This window comes from Kaistella palustris DSM 21579 (assembly GCF_000422265.1).
In the GTDB taxonomy this organism is placed as follows: domain Bacteria; phylum Bacteroidota; class Bacteroidia; order Flavobacteriales; family Weeksellaceae; genus Kaistella; species Kaistella palustris.
In genome coordinates this window covers 378,816-399,140 of the sequence record NZ_AULL01000012.1, presented here as the reverse complement: position 1 = coordinate 399,140, position 20,325 = coordinate 378,816, and the positions used below count along the sequence as shown (strand labels likewise).

General features: G+C 41.5%; 15 protein-coding genes, 1 other RNA gene and 1 pseudogene. 4 read left to right on the top strand and 13 right to left on the bottom strand.

What is annotated here, in order from left to right:
- Positions 1 to 59: 59 nt before the first annotated feature.
- Positions 60 to 2,678 carry a valine--tRNA ligase gene (locus H562_RS0103000; protein WP_027376155.1) on the bottom strand — a complete coding sequence of 873 codons (2,619 nt, stop codon included), beginning with the start codon at positions 2,676 to 2,678 and terminating at the stop codon, positions 60 to 62.
- Between the two features lie 125 nt (positions 2,679 to 2,803).
- On the opposite strand from H562_RS0103000, the pseudogene H562_RS14555 reads away from it, so the two are divergent.
- Positions 2,804 to 3,160 (top strand): annotated as a pseudogene (locus H562_RS14555) (DUF1573 domain-containing protein); the annotation flags it as partial.
- A 212-nt stretch (positions 3,161 to 3,372) separates the two neighbouring features.
- Positions 3,373 to 4,248 carry a polyphosphate kinase 2 family protein gene (locus H562_RS0102990; protein ID WP_027376154.1) on the top strand — a complete coding sequence of 292 codons (876 nt, stop codon included), beginning with the start codon at positions 3,373 to 3,375 and terminating at the stop codon, positions 4,246 to 4,248.
- A 19-nt stretch (positions 4,249 to 4,267) separates the two neighbouring features.
- Here the strand turns inward: H562_RS0102990 and rnpB are convergent.
- Positions 4,268 to 4,595, bottom strand: an RNA gene (gene rnpB, locus H562_RS15320) — RNase P RNA component class A.
- A gap of 163 nt (positions 4,596 to 4,758) precedes the next feature.
- Between rnpB and H562_RS0102985 the strand changes: the two genes are divergently transcribed.
- Positions 4,759 to 5,595, top strand: a complete 837-nt coding sequence (locus H562_RS0102985; protein ID WP_027376153.1) for a mechanosensitive ion channel family protein — start codon at positions 4,759 to 4,761, stop codon at positions 5,593 to 5,595.
- 86 nt (positions 5,596 to 5,681) lie between these two features.
- Here H562_RS0102985 and H562_RS0102980 read toward each other — a convergent pair whose 3' ends face one another.
- From H562_RS0102980 to clpB, 11 genes are all read right to left on the bottom strand, one after another.
- Positions 5,682 to 7,856: a reprolysin-like metallopeptidase gene (locus H562_RS0102980; protein ID WP_027376152.1), complete on the bottom strand. Its 2,175-nt coding sequence runs from the start codon at positions 7,854 to 7,856 to the stop codon at positions 5,682 to 5,684.
- A gap of 15 nt (positions 7,857 to 7,871) precedes the next feature.
- Complete coding sequence (locus tag H562_RS0102975; RefSeq protein WP_027376151.1) at positions 7,872 to 8,315, bottom strand: hypothetical protein; 444 nt, start codon at positions 8,313 to 8,315, stop codon at positions 7,872 to 7,874.
- Between the two features lie 231 nt (positions 8,316 to 8,546).
- Positions 8,547 to 9,740, bottom strand: a complete 1,194-nt coding sequence (gene sucC, locus H562_RS0102970; protein WP_027376150.1) for an ADP-forming succinate--CoA ligase subunit beta — start codon at positions 9,738 to 9,740, stop codon at positions 8,547 to 8,549.
- A 107-nt stretch (positions 9,741 to 9,847) separates the two neighbouring features.
- Positions 9,848 to 10,714, bottom strand: a complete 867-nt coding sequence (locus tag H562_RS0102960; protein ID WP_034690483.1) for a DMT family transporter — start codon at positions 10,712 to 10,714, stop codon at positions 9,848 to 9,850.
- 261 nt (positions 10,715 to 10,975) lie between these two features.
- Positions 10,976 to 11,362, bottom strand: coding sequence for a DUF423 domain-containing protein (locus H562_RS0102950; RefSeq protein ID WP_027376147.1), 387 nt, complete (start codon positions 11,360 to 11,362; stop codon positions 10,976 to 10,978).
- Position 11,363: 1 nt separating this feature from the next.
- Complete coding sequence (locus H562_RS15605) at positions 11,364 to 11,534, bottom strand: hypothetical protein (RefSeq protein WP_156831953.1); 171 nt, start codon at positions 11,532 to 11,534, stop codon at positions 11,364 to 11,366.
- A 140-nt stretch (positions 11,535 to 11,674) separates the two neighbouring features.
- On the bottom strand, positions 11,675 to 11,944 hold the full coding sequence (locus H562_RS15855) for a putative toxin-antitoxin system toxin component, PIN family (protein WP_084466316.1): 270 nt from the start codon (positions 11,942 to 11,944) through the stop codon (positions 11,675 to 11,677).
- Positions 11,922 to 12,167, bottom strand: coding sequence for a hypothetical protein (locus tag H562_RS0102935; protein ID WP_027376145.1), 246 nt, complete (start codon positions 12,165 to 12,167; stop codon positions 11,922 to 11,924). The genes H562_RS15855 and H562_RS0102935 overlap by 23 nt, the downstream gene beginning before the upstream one ends.
- Before the next feature lie 26 nt (positions 12,168 to 12,193).
- Positions 12,194 to 13,522: a hydroxymethylglutaryl-CoA reductase, degradative gene (locus H562_RS0102930; protein ID WP_027376144.1), complete on the bottom strand. Its 1,329-nt coding sequence runs from the start codon at positions 13,520 to 13,522 to the stop codon at positions 12,194 to 12,196.
- A 155-nt stretch (positions 13,523 to 13,677) separates the two neighbouring features.
- Complete coding sequence (locus tag H562_RS0102925; RefSeq protein WP_027376143.1) at positions 13,678 to 15,603, bottom strand: ABC-F family ATP-binding cassette domain-containing protein; 1,926 nt, start codon at positions 15,601 to 15,603, stop codon at positions 13,678 to 13,680.
- 691 nt (positions 15,604 to 16,294) lie between these two features.
- Complete coding sequence (gene clpB, locus H562_RS0102915) at positions 16,295 to 18,886, bottom strand: ATP-dependent chaperone ClpB (protein WP_027376142.1); 2,592 nt, start codon at positions 18,884 to 18,886, stop codon at positions 16,295 to 16,297.
- A gap of 350 nt (positions 18,887 to 19,236) precedes the next feature.
- On the opposite strand from clpB, the gene H562_RS0102910 reads away from it, so the two are divergent.
- On the top strand, positions 19,237 to 20,325 hold the full coding sequence (locus H562_RS0102910; RefSeq protein WP_027376141.1) for an FAD-binding oxidoreductase: 1,089 nt from the start codon (positions 19,237 to 19,239) through the stop codon (positions 20,323 to 20,325).

Genomic DNA, 20,325 nt, shown 5'->3' with positions numbered 1-20,325 from the left:
AAACCGATACGCAAATATGTTTTACGTACCAGTCTTTTTTTTGTTCCTAAGTTTGGTATTTACAGCGTTTTTAATTTCTCTTCCAAAAGAACTATTTTGTCCTGCGCATCCTTTTGCTTTTTCAGTTCATTGTCCACGACCTGTTGTGGTGCTCCGGCCATAAATTTTTCATTTGAAAGTTTTTTCTGTACCGATATCAAAAATCCTTTTAAATATTTAATTTCTTCTTCGGTTTTCGATTTTTCTTCGGCCAGATCCAGATTTTCGCTGAGTGGTATAGAAATTTCGGTACCACCGACTAAAAAGGAAAAGCTTGGTTTGTCAGTCTTTTCAGCAAAATGAACCCGGGAAATATTTGCCAGCTTACATATAAGTTCCAGATTATTAAATTCCTTTGCATTGGTAAAGACCTCAACTTCCTCGCGCGGCGAAATGCCTTTACTTTGGCGGTAATTCCGGACGCCTGAAATCACCTCCTTAGATACCTCAAAATTCTGAATGATTTCCTTATCAAAATCTGATTCCTTTGGCTGCTGCGTAATTACAAGCGCATCATCCGTGGTTCGTACTGCAATGTGCTGCCACAGTTCTTCGGTCAAAAATGGCATAAAAGGATGAAGAAGTTTTAAAAGATCCTCGAAATAGGCGATTGTTCTGAGATAAACTTCCTGCGAAACAGCTTCGCCATAATTCGGCTTCACCGCTTCGAGATACCAGGAGCAGAAATCATCCCAAATTAATTTATAAACCAGATGCAGTGCATCGGAAATGCGGAACTTTTCGAACTGAACGGTAATTTCCGCGATTGTTTTTTTCGTCTGCTCACCGAACCAATTGATCGCCTGCATGTCTGCAGGATTTGCTTTAATGGTTTCATCTTTTTTCCAACCCTGTACGAGTTTATAAGCGTTCCAGATCTTGGTGGCAAAATTTCTTCCCTGCAACATTAATTCTTCGTCGAAAAGAAGATCATTTCCTGCGGCAGAACTTAAAAGAATTCCGACACGGACGCCATCAGCACCATATTTTTCCATCAGCTCAATTGGATCGGGCGAGTTACCGAGTGATTTCGACATTTTACGCCGCTGCTTGTCGCGCACGATTCCTGTGAAGTATACATTTTTAAAGGGTACTTCGCTGCGGTATTCGAGTCCCGCCATAATCATTCGTGCCACCCAGAAAAAGATGATATCCGGACCGGTCACGAGATCTGAGGTTGGATAGTAGTAATTGATCTCCTTATTATCAGGCGATGAAATCCCGTCAAAAACCGACATTGGCCAAAGCCAGCTCGAGAACCAAGTATCAAGTGCGTCGTCATCCTGCCGAAGATCAGAGATTTCCAGAGTCTGATCCATCGCTTTATCTCGGGCGAGTTCCAGCGCCCCCTCCATGGTTTCAGCCACTACAAAATCATTTTCGCCATCGCCGAAAAAGTAAGCCGGGATTTGCTGTCCCCACCAAAGCTGCCGCGATATATTCCAGTCGCGTATGTTTTCCATCCAATGTTTGTAGGTATTCTTGAATTTTTCCGGATGAAATTTTATTTCATCGTTCATCACGACATCCAGTGCAGGTTTTGCAAGGTCGGCCATTTTCAAAAACCACTGCACGGAAACTTTTGGTTCGATTACCGCGCCCGTCCGCTCGGAGGTTCCCACTTTGTTTACATAGTCTTCTGCTTTGATCAGAAGTCCTTTTTCCGCCAGTTCTTTGGCAATTTCTTTACGTACGATGAAGCGGTTTTTGCCGGCATAATGTTGGCCGTAACCGTTCAGGTTGGCATGTTCATCCAGCGAATCGATCATCTGAAGTCCGTGGCGCTTACCGATCTCGTAATCATTGGTATCGTGTGCCGGCGTGATTTTCAGCGCACCAGTCCCGAACTCCACATCTACATAATCATCTTCAATTATCGGAACTGCACGGTTTACGATCGGTACGATCACCTTCTTTCCGCGGAGGTGGGCATAGCGCTCATCATTTGGATTAATGCAGACCGCGGTATCACCAAAGATGGTTTCCGGCCGTGTAGTTGCCACAGAAATGAATTCCTCTGAACCTTCCACTTTATATTTCAAATAATAAAGCTTACCATTTTGTTCTTTAAAAATAACCTCTTCATCGGAAATATTGGTTTTGGCTTCCGGATCCCAGTTTACCATTCTGTAGCCGCGGTAAATAAGTCCTTTATTATAAAGATCGACAAATGATTTGATCACCTGGCGGGAGAGTTTGGGTTCCATGGTGAAGCTTGTTCTATCCCAATCGCAGGAACAACCGAGCTTCTTTAACTGTTCCAGAATAGTTCCGCCATATTTATCTGTCCAGTCCCAAGCGTGCTTCAGGAAGACCTCTCTGGAAATATCTTCTTTATTAATGCCTTCGGCTTTCAGTTTGGCTACAACTTTTGCTTCGGTAGCTATGGAAGCGTGGTCTGTTCCGGGCACCCAACAGGCGTTGAAACCCTGCATCCTGGCCCGGCGCACCAGCACATCCTGTATCGTATTGTTCAGCATGTGACCCATGTGTAGAATTCCGGTCACGTTTGGTGGCGGGATTACGATCGTATACGGCGGTTTATCGTTGGGTTCGGAATGAAAGTAATTGTTTTTCAGCCAGTAAGCGTACCATTTATTTTCTGTTTCCTGGGGGCTGTATTTATCTGAAATCTGCATATTGTCTGTTATAAGCTTTATTGCTGCAAAAATAGGGAATTAAAAAAAATTATCTGTATGTGAAAATAATTTTTAACTTTGTCTCTCGATTTTTATCAAACAAACAATATAAACATTTAAAAAATATGAAAAAGATTTTTGCGGGTTTATTTTTAACCGCTTCCCTGGCGTTTGTCTCAGCACAAACCATATCATTCGACAGAACCACCTTTGATTACGGAACCGTAAAAACCGGTGCAGACGGACACAGAGTATTTACTGTAAAAAATACAGGCGACAAACCGCTGATCATTTCCAAAGTTCAGGCATCTTGCGGCTGCACAACTCCAGAATGGAGCCAGGATCCGATCATGCCCGGAAAAACTGCCGAAATCAAAGTAGGATACAATACAACAATTGTAGGACCTTTCACCAAAATCATTGAAGTTTATTCTAATGATCCTGCGAACAGCAGATCAGTGATCAACATCAAAGGAACTGTGGACGCCGCTGCGGCTCCCGCAGCCACTGATATGAAAGCTGAAAAAGCGGTAGTTGCACCGGTAAAAATGGCTGGCGACACTGCTAAAAAAGCAGCTCCTGCGCGTAAAAAAGCTCAGAAACCAGCCGCAATGTAATTGTTGCTAACTTAAATAAACAGAAAAATCGCTTCTTTATCGGAGCGATTTTTTTATTTTTAGTAAAAATTAAAAAGATGGATTTGGATTTCAGCGACAATTACAAAGTAAACGGCAGGTTTGCGATCAAAGATTGCGACACGGAATATAAAGGCAAACTGGAGAAAAGCGACGGTAAAAAAATGCTGAAGAATGAAAAAGATAAACTCCGCGAACTACAGGAAAGACTGTATGCGGATGGAAGCAAATCGCTGCTCATCGTTCTTCAGGCAATGGACGCCGCGGGGAAAGATTCGCTGATCGAGCACGTTTTCGGTGGCGTAAATCCGCAGGGTTGCGATGTGCACAGCTTTAAAACTCCCAGTTCCAAAGAATATGCGCACGATTTTTTGTGGCGGCATTATATCGCATTACCCGAAAAAGGGAAAATCGGAATTTTCAACAGAAGCCACTATGAAAGTGTGCTTGTATGTAAAGTTCACCCTGCTTATAACCTCAGCGAAAAAGTGTGGGATTCGGTTGATGATTTTGATGAAGAGTTTTGGGCAAACCGTTACGAAAGTATTCGGAATTTCGAGAAACATCTCGCAGAAAACGGAACCACCATTGTTAAAATATTTCTGAATGTTTCGCAGAAGGAGCAAAAGAAAAGATTTCTGGACCGCATCAACGAACCCGACAAAAACTGGAAATTCTCCACCGGTGATCTTCCAGAACGTGCTTTGTGGCAGGAATATATGCGCGCTTACGAAGAAGCCATTAACGAAACCTCAAAAAGTTATGCGCCGTGGTTTGTAATTCCTGCGGATGATAAATGGTTTGCACGGGTGGCCGCCATTCAGATCATCATTGATGCTTTGGAAAAAATGAATCCCCGGTTCCCTACTTTGCTCGATGCTGATTACAAAGGTTTGGAGGCGGCGAAAGAACAACTGGAAAATGAGCAAGACTAAATCCCATTAAAGAAAAAAAACCACAAGAAAAACTGTAAGCCGGATTCTGTAAACCCGAAAGCTCGGGAATGCCTGTTATTTATCTGCGCTCTGCATTGCTGCAAAGCTTGAGCTGTTTACCCCTCGGTTTTTGGAGCGAGCCACTCCTATTCCGCCGAAACGGAAATCCGATATACTTAACATTGCACCGCAAAGAGTTTACCTGGTTTCACTATAAATTAATATACATACTTTCTGTTGCACTTGTCCTGATCTCGCGACCGACGGCTGTTAGCCGCTTTGCTGCTCTGTGGTGTCCGGACTTTCCTACCTCCGCCGGAGCGGAAATCAACAGGCCGTTTTTCTTGTGGACGACAAAGGTAATACTTTTAATGTTTTTTCATACAGCGCCGAAGCTGTGCTATGTTTTTCTAAACAATTCATTAACTTATAAAGAATGTCACACACCTATTTTCTCAATTGGAATTTGGAGAGAATTTTGCAGCATGCAGAACAAATTAAATTTAAAATATGGATTATTACGGAATAGTACTGTCGGTTCTTGAGAGATGGTACGCAAGGTTGGCTCAGGCTACACCGAAAATTGCCGTCGGGATTTTGCTATTTGTTCTTATTCTGACTATGAGTTCGTACCTGAGCAAAATCGCCGTAAAGCTGTTCCATCGTTTTTTTCCGAAAAGCAAAGGAACCTCATTCGTGATTCTGGTAAAAACCTTTAAGTTCCTCATCATTCTGGCGGGAACGTTTATCGCCCTGGAGATAATGGGACTTGGTGGATTTATGCTGAAGTTTCTCGGTAGCTTGGGTGTCGCCGGTGTAATTGCCGGTGTGGCACTGAAGGATCTGGTATCATCCATATTTTCGGGTGCTCTTATTGGTATGGATAAGGCATTTGCAAAAGGAGATTACGTTTCCATTAAAGAAGTAACAGGCGTGGTTGAAGATATCGGCTTTCTGACTACAAAAATCATTACCGATGAAGGCAAGAAAGTGTACGTACCTAATCAACTTATATTCAGTGCGCCCTTTGTTAATTATACTGCATCCGGCCAAAGGAAAGTCTTTCTGGAACTTCAGATCCCAAGTACACAGGATCTGGACAAAGCCACAAAAGTGATCTTAGATGAAATTAAAACTTTCGATTATGCCGATCCGGTGGAACAGTCCCAGGTTATCGTTCTGAAACAAAATTTCGGCATCTACTACCTGGAAGCGAGATTCTCAATGAAAAGAGGTGAAAATATAGTGAGGGTACGCAGTGAATCCTTACTTAAGTTAAAGAAGAAACTGGAAGAAACCCATATTGACCTGGCACAACCGCCGGCCGGCGATATAAATCCTGAATAATGCGCTTTACATTTTACGCTTCTAAAATCTACTAAAAAAAAGGATGCTCCTCACGAAGCATCCTTAAAAATATCAAGAAATAGCGCTTATTTTTTGATCATTAATTTATCTGAGAATTTCTCACCACTGGCAGTTTCTACGCTCAGGATGTAATTACCGTTGGTTAATTTTTCAACGTTAAGTTTTCCTTCAGCATTAACTTTTCCGGATGTGATCACTCGGCCTGTGGCATCAAATATCCGGTATTTTGCACCTTCAGCCTTGTTCATCTTTACAGTAACTTCATTTTTCGCCGGATTAGGATAAACTGCAAACGATTTAAGTTGTGTGTTGGCAGTTGCGAGGTTTTTCTTCACTGAGAAGTACGAAGCGTTTACTGCAAAATAGATGTTGTCTAAAGCTTTCACCATAATTCTTGCAGAAGCAATATCTTCATTAGGTAGGTTTACCTGAGCGGAACCATTGTTGGGAACGCTTTCAGACAAAACTACATCGAAGGTCGAACCATTATTGTTAGACAAAAGTATGGTTACGTTCTGCGTATTTATTGGTGCAGCATCTGTTCCGGCCACATCCCATGTCACAGTAATTGGATCCGCTGCATCATATTGTGTATTTGCGGTTTGCGAGGTTACGGTGAAAGGTCCGGCGTTATCAACGGTCACTTTCATTAAATCTCTCGCCGCCTGATTCCCGGTTTGGCGGTCATCATTTACAATAAGGGAGAAATTTAAAGTTCGGGCTACACTTGGCGTCACTTCCCATTTCGGAGTAAGATTGTTGAGTAAAATAAAACTCATAGCCGGGAAGTACCGCGACGGTGATTCGGTCGGTAAATACGATCGGTAAACAGGTCCTACTACAGCAGTGGAAAGAGGCGGCTGGGTGTTATTGCTGTTATCCAACTGTTCCCATAAGTAGGTAATCGGATCATTATCGGGATCTGTTCCCACACCTGTGAGTACGAAAGCTGTTCCCTTTGGAATGGTGTAATCCAAACCTGCATCTGCGGTCGGAACCAAATTATTGTTTGTTGTTTTGACGGAGCAGTCTGTGGCCCTTTTCAGAACATTATAAATCTCATTGAGTGTTGCTGAGTGAAAATACGGATCACTGTGCGCCTGGATGTTATTGGCACCACAAATACCGGCATAAGCCATAATGGTAGTTCCGCCACCCGGCTCGAACGCTGTGGAACTGTTTGCGTTGCCGGCACATGAACCGGTTGCAGCCCGGAAGGTATGATTGCCCCCAAACTGATGACCCATTTCGTGGGCTACATAATCAATGTAGAAACCATCATTGATAGGAGCTGTTAAGCCTGTCACACCACCCGCTTTGTTATTTTTACAGATGCAACCCAGGTAAGCTACGCCACCGCCGCCGGTAGAAAACACGTGTCCGATGTCGTAATTTGCAAAACCTATAACACTGTCAATATTAGTCTGGTTCTGGCCCAGCATCGTGCTTCCGTTATTATTGGTATATGGATCTGTGGCTGCATTTGTATAAATCAGTTCATCTGTATTAGCAACCAGCACCATGGTTACCGATACAGATTTCTCATACACACCATCAACTCTTGTCATGGCCACTACCATTGCCGCAAGGGCTTTGGGTACGGTACCACCGTGGAAGGTGGTATATTCGCCGGTTGCAGCAAGCGCTAAGCGGTAAGTTCTGAACTGGCCATCGGAAATCAATGGCGCTTTCATCTCAGATTCAGAAACTTCGGGGAACGCTCCTTCCACTTTGCAGTCGAAAAGTCTGTCGTTTACAGGCAGGGCGCTTCTTTTGTAAAAAATATAATGTGAATTGTTCTGTGTATAACTGTCGAGGTAGCTTACGTCCCAACCATCAAAATACATCGCACTTACACCATGCTCAGGTGTAACGCTGAAACGGATGGAATTGGCAGGATTACCTTTCTGATAACCTACATACGAGCGCAGTTCCGGATATTTTGCCTGAAGTGGCGCTTCCATAACCGATGCTTCCTGCACGATATAGGAACGCATTTTACCATCCGGCGCTGGAAAAGTGATCACGTGACTTTGGTCTTTGGAAAAGCGCTGCGGCACCGTAGCCAGGTCACTTTTCAGCTGCTGAAGATTCAGTTGATAGATAGAAAATTCTTTCGGTTTCGCATCACGCGAAGCGAGGTTGTCTTTTGGAACTGAATTCGTTTTGGTCCAGTAGTTCTGGCCAAAGGCTAATGACGTGAACATCAGACATGAAAAAATAAAGCTTTTTGTTTTCATGGGTTTTTATTAAAGTTAATTGGAATAAGTAGTTACAATATTTTTTAAAGGAATTTTCGTTTGAAGTTTTACCAAAATATTAGGCTGCATGCGGCTTGCCTTCTTTATCTGAGGATTGTCCGACTCTTTGAGACCTACATATAGCGTATCGTTAGCGGTGGTGATTCCGGTGATTTCTACATCATTTGTATCTTTTAATGTGGGCTTGAAAACAACATACAGTTCACCATCATTTACAGAGGGAATTGGAGCCAGGCGGTTACCCACGGTATTCCTGTGAATTACGGAATAAACAGCATCCATTTTCGCCTGCGTATCGATGACCAGAAATTTTTCCGGTGTTAAATTGTAAGGATAGTGGTTTACGGTCTCAAACTCAACAGGCGTCCTTAAGGAGTTTTTGCTTTGTGAATCGCAGGAGAGAAACGCCATCAGAAAAAAGATATAAAGAAATTTCATAATATTAAAGTAGGTCCGCAAATATACATTAATTAAAAAATGAAAAATAACCGAAATGCAATAAATTATGCAGATCAGGGTATATTTATTAACGCAGAAGAATAATTTTTGCTAAATCCCATGCTTTATTTCGCTTTCAATCAATTCCTTTCAGTTTAAACCCCATTGATTTCAACAAAAAAAACCGCCCGAAAAATTCGGACGGCTTACATTATTTATCATGTTTAGATCTTAATGACCTAAAACTTCTTTTACTTTGTTTGCAGCTTCTTCTAAAGTGATCGCAGAATGCACCGGCAAACCTGAGTTATCGATCAGCTGTTTGGCTTCTACCGCATTAGTTCCCTGCAGACGTACAATCAGCGGAACCGGCAGGCTTCCCATGGCTTTATAAGCATCTACAACACCCTGTGCCACCCGGTCGCAACGTACAATTCCACCAAATATATTGATCAGGATCGCTTTTACGTTTGGATCCTTCAGAATGATTCCGAAAGCTTTCTGAACTCTTTCTGCATCAGCCGTTCCACCCACGTCGAGGAAGTTTGCGGGATTACCACCGGATAATTTGATGATATCCATTGTTGCCATTGCAAGACCGGCACCATTAACCATACAGGCTACATCGCCGTCGAGTTTTACAAAATTAAGACCTGCTTCACCAGCTTCCACATCGGTAGGATCTTCTTCGCGGGTATCTCTCAGTGCAGCAAGATCTTTGTGACGGAAAAGTGCGTTGTCATCTAAAGAAACTTTGGCATCTACCGCAATAATTTTATTGTCTGAAGTTTTTAAAACTGGATTGATCTCAAAAAGTGAGGCATCAATACCTACATAAGCGTTATATAAAGAAGTAATGAACTTGACGAAATCCTTGAATGCGGCTCCTTCCAACCCTAAGTTGAAGGCAATTTTTCTGGCCTGAAAACCCTGAAGTCCAACAGCCGGATCGACAGTTTCGTTATGAATCAAATGCGGCGTTACTTCGGCAACGTGCTCAATATCCATTCCACCTTCTGTAGAATATACGATCATATTTTTGCCCTGTGCTCTGTCTAAAAGGACAGAAACATAAAACTCTTTGGTTTCAGTTTCTCCCGGATAGTACACATCTTCGGCTACCAAAACGAAATTCACTTTTTTGCCTTCAGCAGAAGTCTGTGGCGTAACCAACTGCATTCCGATGATATTCTGGGCATTCTCCTTCAGTTTTTCGATGTTGGGTGAAAACTTAACACCGCCACCTTTACCACGACCACCTGCGTGAACCTGTGCTTTTACAACCCAGCCTTCGTTACCGTTGAGTTCGGTTAACTTCTTTGCTGCATCTACAGCTTCATCTACATTATTTGCGATAAAACCTCTTTGGATGTTGACGCCGTATTTCGCCAGAATTTCTTTGGATTGGTACTCGTGAAGATTCATAATATTTTAATTAGATTTCTATTTTTAAAAGATTTACAAATTTAAGAAAAATTGAGAAGATAACAGATGTGGCACCGCACTTTTTTAACTGAAACAAGTCAGGCAGTTTATTGTAGCGGCGCGTTTTGTTTTTCATAAAAGGTTGTTGCTATCCCTGCGAGAATTATGACAGAACCGACCATCTGAATGCCACTGATTTTTTCGTGCAGAAAAACTGCAGCCAGGATCGTGGCGAAGATAGCCTGGCTTAACAGACTTAGCGAAACGCGCGTTGCACGCATATTCTGTGTGGCATAACTTATAAGAAGCCAGGCAATTAGCTGGCACACAATTCCCTGCACTACAAGCGACAACCAAGCAGCATCTGAGAAGCCAGAAAAACTTTCGTGGAAGAACACATTAATAAAAAAAAGAAATACAGTGCTGAAAAGCATGCTGTACGTTATGAAAGTCACCACCGGAAGTTTCTGAAGCACTGTTTTGCTGACCAGAATGTATACCGCATATAACACGCCCGAAAGTATGCCCAGGAAGAATGCAAAATCCAGTTTCAGATCCAGAATTGTTTCTACACCCACGAACACGATCATTCCCAGCAGTGCGATCAATGTTCCCAGCCAAAAACTTTTCCTCGGACGGTAACTCAGGAAGAGAAACGAAAAAACGCCAACCCAGATCGGTGACAGATTCGTAAGCAAGGTCGCCTGCGTGGCACTGGAATGCTGAATGGAAACGTTCCAGACGGCGATATCTGAGGCGAATAAAATTCCGCACGCTATAACCGGTAAAAGATTTTTTAGATCGGGAAGCTGCAGTTTTTTGGTGTAAACCGAATACGGCAACAGTATTGCGGTAACGATTGCCATCCGGTAAAATGCAGAAATTAACCCGGAAGTCAGATTCATGCGGACAATAACGGGAAAAATCGAGATGCAGAGGATCCCGATAAATAAGGCGAGTCTGGGTTTTGTCATTTTAATATTTGCGGCCTGTGTCCCGGCATATTTCTAAATATTCCTCGGACATATCCTTCGAAAAAAAGTTTGTTTCAAAATACTCATCGGTATGGGGAATGTAAAGACTGTATTTTTTTCCTAATGGAATGAGCGGAATAAAAAATATTTCAAAATAAAATCTGTAAACCTTGATGACTGCATTTACGTAAAAACCGTTCTTAGGAATCTTACGGTTTTCTTTCCCTAAAAGTTTAGTTCTGAACCCGAAAACAAAGAACATCAGGTCTTATTCTTTATAAAATAGAATATCAGCAGCGCCCAGGAAATAATCATCAGCAAACCACCGAGCGGTGTTATTGGACCGATAATTTTGGAAGGAACAGCCGCGACCTCGCTAAATGCCAGCAGATAAATACTCACCGAAAACAGAAATGTTCCCGCAATCATCAATATTGCGATCCACCGCTCAGATGCCGTTTCAAACTTCAAAATATAACCAACGATCAGTAAAAATAACGCCGCGTACATTTGATATTTCACACCCGTCTCAAAACTTGCAAGTTTGTCTGCAGAGATGATCTTTTTCAACGCGTGCGCGCCGAAAGCGCCTAATATAACAGAAATCAGTCCGTAAGCCGCGCCTGTAATTAATGTAAATGTTTTCATTTTATAATTCTCCTTTTTGATACATGATCACCAGTTTCCCTATAACCGTCAATACTCCGATTGCGATAAACATCCACGCAAATTTTTTGGAGCTTTCGAAACCCGGTGTTTTTGTGGTTTCCAGAAAAAAGCCGAAAATTAAAATTCCGAGCGCTAATATTAATCCGAACATATCTTAATCTTTAAATTTCTCCATAAAATCCTTGAAAGAAATTACGGCTACTTTTTCATTTTTAAAATCAATGAGTTTTTTGTCACCAGAAACTATAATTTTTGTTTTGGATTGAATTGCTAAATCAAAAAGAAAATCATCTATAACATCCGGACGTCCGGAAAATTCTTTTTTGTAGTGATGAAATTAGATAATGAATCGAAATAACTCATTGCATCTACAATATTTTCTGCTGAAAAAACGTCTTTGAATTTTTTCCTTGAGATAACATTTAACAATTCATTTCTTAAATTATCATCAGCAATTAAAATAAACTCATTGTCGCTGATAAATTCTAAAAATTGGAGACTATTCTTCCTCAAAAATATGGAAATCCAAATGTTGCTATCAAGAATGATCCTCTTCCCCATGACTGGATTTTTCCCTTCTTACTGATCTTACTTCTTCCACAATTTCTTCCATAGATATTTCGTTGGGGCACACAGAATCATCTAATTTTTTAGCTAACCTACGGAGTTTGTTGTAACGCTCTGCTTCGTTCGAAACTGTTAAGTTTAAACCTAACTTTTGTGCGATCTCTAAAAGCAGATCCAGGTCTTTCTTTGAACCGTTATTTAAAATTAAAGTTTCCATTTTAGAGACGATTTATTACAAATATATTACTTATTTCTCAAGTTATTAAATTCCGAAATCACTTCATGATGCGAAACTGTTTTATCTTTAAAGTACGTTACAAAGTGGTTTTTCTCCGCTTCCGTAGCGCCGAGTTGGTTCAGGATATTGAGCAGGTGCATTTTCATGTGTCCTTTCTGAATGCCTGTTGTAACTAAAGACCTTAACGCACCAAAATTCTGTGCCAAACCGGAAACGGCTAAGATACTCATGAGTTCCTGTGCGGAAGGTTTTCCCAACAGCGCCAAAGAAAACTTCACCAAAGGATGAAGATTCGTCAAACCACCGACTACACCAACGGAAATTGGCAGATCAATCCAAAACCGAAAAATCCCGTTATCGATCGTGCAGTGCGTTAAACTCGAGTATTTCCCGTCCTTCGCGGCATAAGCATGCGCACAGGCTTCGGTTGCACGGAAATCATTCCCGGTGGCGATCACCACAGCATCAACTCCGTTCATAATTCCTTTGTTATGAGTTGTTGCACGAAAAGGTTCAATTTCCGCGATCGTAACTGCACGTTTAAATTTTGTCGCAAATTCTTCATTGGAAATCCCACTGTCGTCTTTCAAATCCTCGATTTTACAGGAAACTTCGGCTCTTACAATGCAGTCCGGTGTGAAGTTCGAGAGAATATTCATCACGATCTGCAGCGAATCTTTTTCCCCGCGTGTAAAATCTGCTTCGTTTTCAACTTCTTCCTTTAAAGTTTTGCCAAACTGCTCCAGGCAGGAATTAATGAAATTCGCACCCATGGAATCCACCGTATCAAAACTGGCTTTCAACTGGAAATAATTCTCCAGATCCGCAGTTTTATCGATGAGTCGGATATTAAGAATTCCACCGCCACGATTTCTCATGTTTTTGGTAATTTCTTCTGTCGCTTCAAAAAGTTTTTTCTTTAATTTAAAGTTGAAGAAATGCAACACTTTATGAGGTTCTACATTCAGAATGAAATGCGTGTGACCGAGTTTTTTAGTATTAATTATGGTGGTTTTAAAACCGCCTTTATCGATCCAGAATTTCGCTGCTTTTGACGCTGCAGCAACTACAGAACTTTCTTCCACGGCCATCGGCAACGCAAGCAGTTTCCCATCAATAAGAAAGTTGGGCGCAATTCCGTAAGGCATATAAAAATTGGAGATCGTATTCTCTGAAAACTCGTCGTGAAGCTTCTGGATCGCGGAATCTTCATTCCAGTATTGTTGCAGGATCTGCTCGTAGCTGCGGTCTTCGGTGAGATATTCTTTGATCAGCCAGTCGATCTTTCTTTGTTTGGAAAGTTTCGAAAAGCCTTCAACCGGACTGTGATTCATTGAAATTAAATTTGAATTTCAAAGATAGCGATTTCGGTTGGATGAATTTAACAGGAATCAAGAGATTATCCCGAATAACTGTATGTAAAAAAAAGTGTCAATCCTAAATTTCCTGGATTAACACGGTTATATTTTTTCAGGTACGAAATCTTAAACTAATCTTCCAACTGCGTTCCCAGATATTCCCATTCCTGAAGCGCCAGATCTAAATCTGCTTTCTTCGAGTTGTAAACTTCTAAAGTTTCTTCCGAAGGATTTTCAGAAGTAAAAGAAGCTTCCATTTCTTCAATCTTCAGTTCAAGTTCAGAAATTTTTTCCTCTACTTTCTTGATTTTATTCTGAATGCTTTTTTCTTCTTTCGAGACGATCACCACTTTTTTCTCAACCGGTTTTTCAACCACTTTTTCTACAACAGGTTCATTTCTGGATTCTGCGAGTTTTGATTTTTCGGCTGAGATCTCACGGATGCTTTCTTTTTGGCGGAATTCCAGATAATCATTAATGTCACCCAAAAATTCCTTCATTCTTCCGTCGCGGAATTCGAAGATCTTATCGCTCAGACCCTGCAAAAATTCCCGGTCGTGAGAAATTACGATCAGCGTTCCTTCGAATTTCTGAAGGGCGAGTTTGATGATTTCTTTGGATTGAATATCGAGGTGATTCGTCGGTTCATCCATGATCAAAGTATTGAACGGGCGAAGTAATAATTTACACAGCGCCAAGCGGTTTCTTTCACCTCCGGAAAGTACTTTGGTTTTCTTCTGCACATCGTCGCCCTGAAAAAGAAAACTCCCCAAAAGGTCACGAACGCGCGGCCGGGTTTCTTCGGTAGCCGCATCTTCAGCTTCTTCCAAAACGGTTTTGTTAGGTGTTAAAACTTCTTCCTGATTTTGGGCAAAGTAGCCAATGTTTACGTTGTGGCCCAGATTCCACTCGCCGGAATAATCGGTAATTTCACCGGAAAGGATTTTGGCTAAAGTTGTTTTACCCTGGCCGTTCTGGCCAAGCAAAGCGATACGGTCGCCGCGTTCAATAAAGAAATCCACTTTATCGAAAACCTGTTTCTTACCGTAAGCTTTTCCAAGATCTTTAGCTTCAAAAATTACTTTACCCGGAGTTACAGCCGGCTGAAAACGGATATTAAATTTCGAAACATCATCGGTATCCACTTCAATCCTTTCAATCTTATCTAATTTCTTGATCAGCGACTGCGCAAAAGAGGACTTGGTGGCAGAAGCGCGAAAACGGTTGATGTTATCTTCCATCTGCTTGATTTCCACATCCTGATTTTTCTTGGCCTGGATCTGCTTTTCCTTTCGCTCTTTGCTCAGCTCAAGATATTTGGTGTAGTTGGCTTTATAATCGTCGACTTTTTTATTATTAATGTCGAATGTCCGGTTACAGACAGAGGTCATAAACTGTTTATCGTGACTCACCAGTACGATAGCACCGGGATATTCTTTCAAAAAAGCTTCCAGCCAGATGATCGATTCCATATCAAGGTGATTGGTTGGCTCATCGAGCAGCATCAGGTCATTTTTCTGAAGCAGCAACTTCGCGAGTTCGATCCGCATTCGCCAGCCACCGGAAAACTCATCGGTGATCTTATGAAAATCATCTGCTTTAAATCCGAGTCCAAGTAAAACTTTTTCTACATCACCTTCCAGATTATAAGCATCGTGATGCATGAGAAGATCATTTAATTCCGTCATACGGTGAATGATATTTTCGTATTCTACACTTTCGTAATCTGTTCTGGTCACCAGCTGATGATTCACCTCATCCAGCTCATTTTTCATCGCGTTGATCTGTTCGAAAGCCTGCAAAGTCTCATCCCAAACCGTGCGGCCTTTTACAAAGTCCAGATCCTGTTTCAGAAAACCGATCGTTACGGCACCTTCCTGCATTATACTTCCCTCGTAGAAGTTGATTTCGCCGGTCAGCATCTTCAGAAGGGTGGATTTGCCGGCACCGTTTTTACCGACCAAGCCAATTTTATCATCTCTTTTGATGGTAAAATTTACGTTTTGAAAAAGATAATTTCCGGAATGATGAAGACCTAAACCTTGTACAGAAAGCATAATATAGCGAAATAAATGATTGTGAATTTTTCGAGGTGCAAAAGTAAGGAAACTAATTGAATGCCCAATATTTGCGCGGCACAGCTCACTTCGGTTTCCGGAAAAGATTTCAACGGAAACTTTTTTGTTTTTTTTTCCGCAGAATATTAGCCGGTGCTATAAACTAAAACTAATTAAAATCTTCAGCATCTGAAACCTGGCCGGCGCCATTTTATTCTTTTCTTAAAGGGGATCAAATGTTAATTTTTCCTTTGCCTGAAAATTTTTAATACTGAAAAAACAAAAAAAAGAATCCATCATGACTGATGGATTCTCAAAACACAAATGATGAAAAAAAATTTATTCTTCCGCTTTTAGGCATTAGAATACCGCAAAGGAATGTATAATTTTTTAATTTACAAAATAAAATATGTGAATTTCTGTAAGTAATTACAACGACATTTTATAAACATCACCTAATCAGAAAGTAACATTAATCAAAAAGTTGCGTATATCTCGTTCAAGTGAGCGGAAACAATGTGGTGCATATTAAAATTATAGCCAGTTTTTAGGCTGAAAATCCACATACCTTTCATCATTTACCAATTCAAACTAAATTTATTCGCAAATTCAAAGCGAAAAAATAAAAAACCGCCTTTTGCAATTTTTACAAAAAGGCGGTTTAAATGGTATTTAAAAATTACGTTAAACTTTATTCCGCAGGACGGAAAACAAGTCCGCTCTCATCAAAATAATCGAGAATAATTCGGTCACCATCATTTACATTTCCTGCCAGAATTTCTTTGGAAAGCTTATTTAAAACTTCCTGCTGCAAAACCCTTTTCAGCGGTCTGGCTCCGAAACTTGGGTCATAACCTTTGTTGGTAATATAGTGAATCGCATCTTCGGTCGCGGTCATGATAATTCCTTTCTGTGCAAGCATAGCGTTAAAACCGCGCAGCTGATACTGCACGATCTTGCCGATTTCTTTTTTATTCAGTGGCTGGAAGAGCACGATCTCATCGATCCTGTTGATGAATTCCGGTCGCAGGGTCTGTTTTAGAAGCGCGAATACTTCTTCCTTGGTTTTTTCAACCACTTCATCCACATTGTCATCGGTAATATTGTCGAAATTTTCCTGAATCAATGGCGAGCCCAAATTTGAGGTCATGATCACGATCGCATTTTTAAAATTCACTACACGTCCTTTGTTATCCGTCAAACGCCCATCATCCAAGACCTGCAGAAGCGTATTGAAAACATCGGGATGCGCTTTTTCAATCTCATCTAAAAGTACCACGGAATAAGGTCTTCGGCGAACTGCTTCGGTGAGCTGACCGCCTTCATCGTAACCCACGTATCCCGGAGGCGCACCGACCAAACGAGAAACGGAATGACGCTCCTGATATTCGCTCATGTCGATCCGCGTCATGTTATTTTCGTCATCGAAAAGGTATTCGGCGAGTGCTTTTGCCAATTCGGTTTTCCCGACACCTGTGGTTCCCAGGAAAAGGAAACTTCCGATGGGCTTACGCTCGTCATTCAAACCGGCGCGGTTTCGGCGGATCGCATCGGACACAGATTCTATGGCTTCCTCCTGCCCTACGACTCTTTTGTGCAGTTCATCTTCCAGATGCAGCAGTTTTTCTCTTTCCGACTGCACGAGTTTCGTTACCGGAATGCCTGTCCATTTAGAAATGACTTCAGAAATATTTTCTGCCGTAACTTCTTCCTTGATGAGTTCATTCTGATGATTCTGCATTTCGAGCTCCAGTTTCTGTAGATCGTCTTCTTTTTCTTTGATCTTTCCATATTGGATTTCGGCTACTTTCGCGTAATCGCCGACGCGTGATGCACGTTCAGCTTCAAGTTTCAGTGCTTCAATTTCTTTTTTAATGGAAGTCAGGTCTTCAGATTTCTGTTTTTCTTTCAGCCACTTTGCGTTGATTTCATTGCGCTGTTCTGCAACTTTGGAAATATCTTCTTTTAAATGCTGAATTTTGATATCGTTGCCTTCGCGCGAAATTGCGGCAAGTTCAATTTCCATCTGCATAAGTTTACGGTCCAGCACATCGAGTTCCTCAGGCTTTGAATTGATTTCCATGCGCAGTTTGGCCGAGGCTTCATCAATTAAATCGATGGCTTTATCCGGCAGAAAACGGTCGGAAATATAGCGTTGAGACTGTTCTACCGCAGCTATAATCGCCTCATCTTTAATACGTACCTTGTGGTGAGCCTCATATTTATCTTTAATTCCACGTAAAATGGAAATCGCAGATTCTGTGTCCGGTTCTTCGACCATCACTTTTTGGAATCTTCTTTCAAGCGCTTTGTCTTTTTCGAAGTATTTCTGATATTCATTTAAAGTTGTGGCGCCGATTGCACGAAGCTCACCTCTTGCCAATGCAGGCTTCAGGATATTGGCCGCATCCATCGCACCTTCGCCACCACCGGCACCAACCAGCGTGTGAATCTCATCGATGAAAAGTATGATCTGACCATCGGATTTGGTCACTTCATTAATTACGGCTTTCAGTCTTTCTTCGAACTCACCTTTGTATTTTGCACCTGCGATGAGTGCCCCCATATCCAGAGAATACAGGGTTTTATCCTGCAGGTTCTCAGGAATGTCACCCGAAATGATCCGGTGTGCAATTCCTTCGGCAATGGCCGTTTTACCCACGCCGGGCTCACCAATAAGAATGGGATTGTTTTTGGTTCTTCGGGAAAGGATCTGCAGAACGCGGCGGATTTCTTCATCACGTCCGATTACGGGATCAAGTTTACCTTCGGCGGCGAGTTCGTTAAAATTTTTAGCGTATTTATTTAAGCTTTGGTACGTTTCCTCCGAACTTGCCGATGTTGCTTTGGAACCTTTTCTCAATTCCCTGATGGCGGTTTCCAGGCTTTTTTTGGTCACGCCCATATCTTTAAGCATCTGTGAAACTTCAGAATTCACTTCAAATAGCGAAAGCCACAGATGTTCGATGGTCACGAATTCATCGCCCATTTTTTTGGCTACATTCGGCGCATCCAGAAGGATTTTATTTGCGGATTGCGAGAGGTAAATGTTACCGCCTTCCACCTTGGGGAGCTTCTCTAAATTCTCCCGGTTTCTTTCGCGGATCAGCGTTAATTCTGCGTCCGATTTCTTCATCAGAAAATCGGAAATATTTTCATCTACCTGAAAAATTCCTTCAAGCAAATGTTGGGGTTCAATACTTTGGTTGCCAAATTCCATTGCGATCTGCTGCGCTTTCTGTATGGCTTCCTGGGATTTTACGGTATATTGGTTTAGATTCATAACAGTATTTTTTAAGGTTTAAAAAACATCAAGAATTCAAAAAAAACTTCTGAACTCCCGATGCTTCGTTTAATCACTTATTCAATTCACACTTTGAAAATCAAAAACTGTTCTATTTAATAATTTCCGTAAAAACAAGTCATAATTTCCGATTTTAAAAATTAAGAACCATCAATTTAAGACAAAAATTCACATTTAATGCAGTTTCAGTAAAGATATGGCAAGCGAAAATAAAAAAAACGGAACATGATAATAGGACTGGTTCACTCCCGGCGTAGATGAAAACAGAAGGGTTTATATAAAATTATTATATTTGTTTCACTTCAGCAAAACTATTTTTGAGTATTTATATGCACCATTTTCACCAGTTAAAGACGACCCGGGTTTCGAAAGAAACAAACGACTCCATCCATATTGCCTTCGAAATTCCAACCGCTTTGCGGCATCAATATTCCTTTAAACAAGGGCAGTACCTAAATGTACGTTTCAATTTTGATGGCGAGGAACTTCGCCGTTCTTATTCTATCGTAAATGCGCCATCGGAGGGAAATGCGGAACTGGAGATCCTTGTAAAACATCTGGAAGAAGGCAAAGTTTCCACTTATCTTAATTCTGAACTCAAAGTAGGTGATGTTGTTGACGTGAGTCCGCCAATGGGCCACTTCTACACAAATCACCATGTGACCAATGAAAAAACCTACGTTGGACTGGCGGCAGGAAGCGGGATTTCACCGGTACTTTCGAATCTTAAGGAAGCGCTTTTCCAGGAACCGAACAGTAAAGCATATTTGTTTTTCAGCAACAAAAGCCTGAGCGAAATCATCTTTAAAAAACAAATTGACGAGCTCGCGCAGAAATTCGGTGGGAGGCTTCGCGTTATATATATGCTGTCGCGCGAGAAACATTTTGAAGATGAGCTTTTCGAAGGACGTATATCGGCGGAAAAGCTAAGCTTGATTTTAGAAAGATTTCCGGAAATTCCTGTGCAGGAAGCGACCTATTTTATTTGTGGACCTTCGGAAATGATCAAAAATATTTCCGATTTCCTTAAAAAAGAAATTAAGGTTCCTTCTCTGCAAAGTCTTTATGAATATTACGCGGCACCCGATGAGGAGGGAAATGCGGAGATGAGTGACGAGTTTAAAGCCATACCGAATCTGGAAAGTATGGTTACAGTGATCATTGATGATGATGAATATTCGTTCCACCTTAATTCAAAGAAAAACAGTATCTTAGATCAGGCAATTAATGAAAAGCTTCCGGTTCCTTTTGCCTGTAAAGGTGGCGTCTGCTGCACCTGTAAGGCACAGGTTATGGAGGGCGAGGTCTTTATGGAGAAGAACTTCGCACTGACCGAAGATGAAGTGGCGCGCGGTTTTGTACTGACCTGCCAGTGCCACCCAACAACCAATGTGGTAATGCTGAATTACGACGTTTAA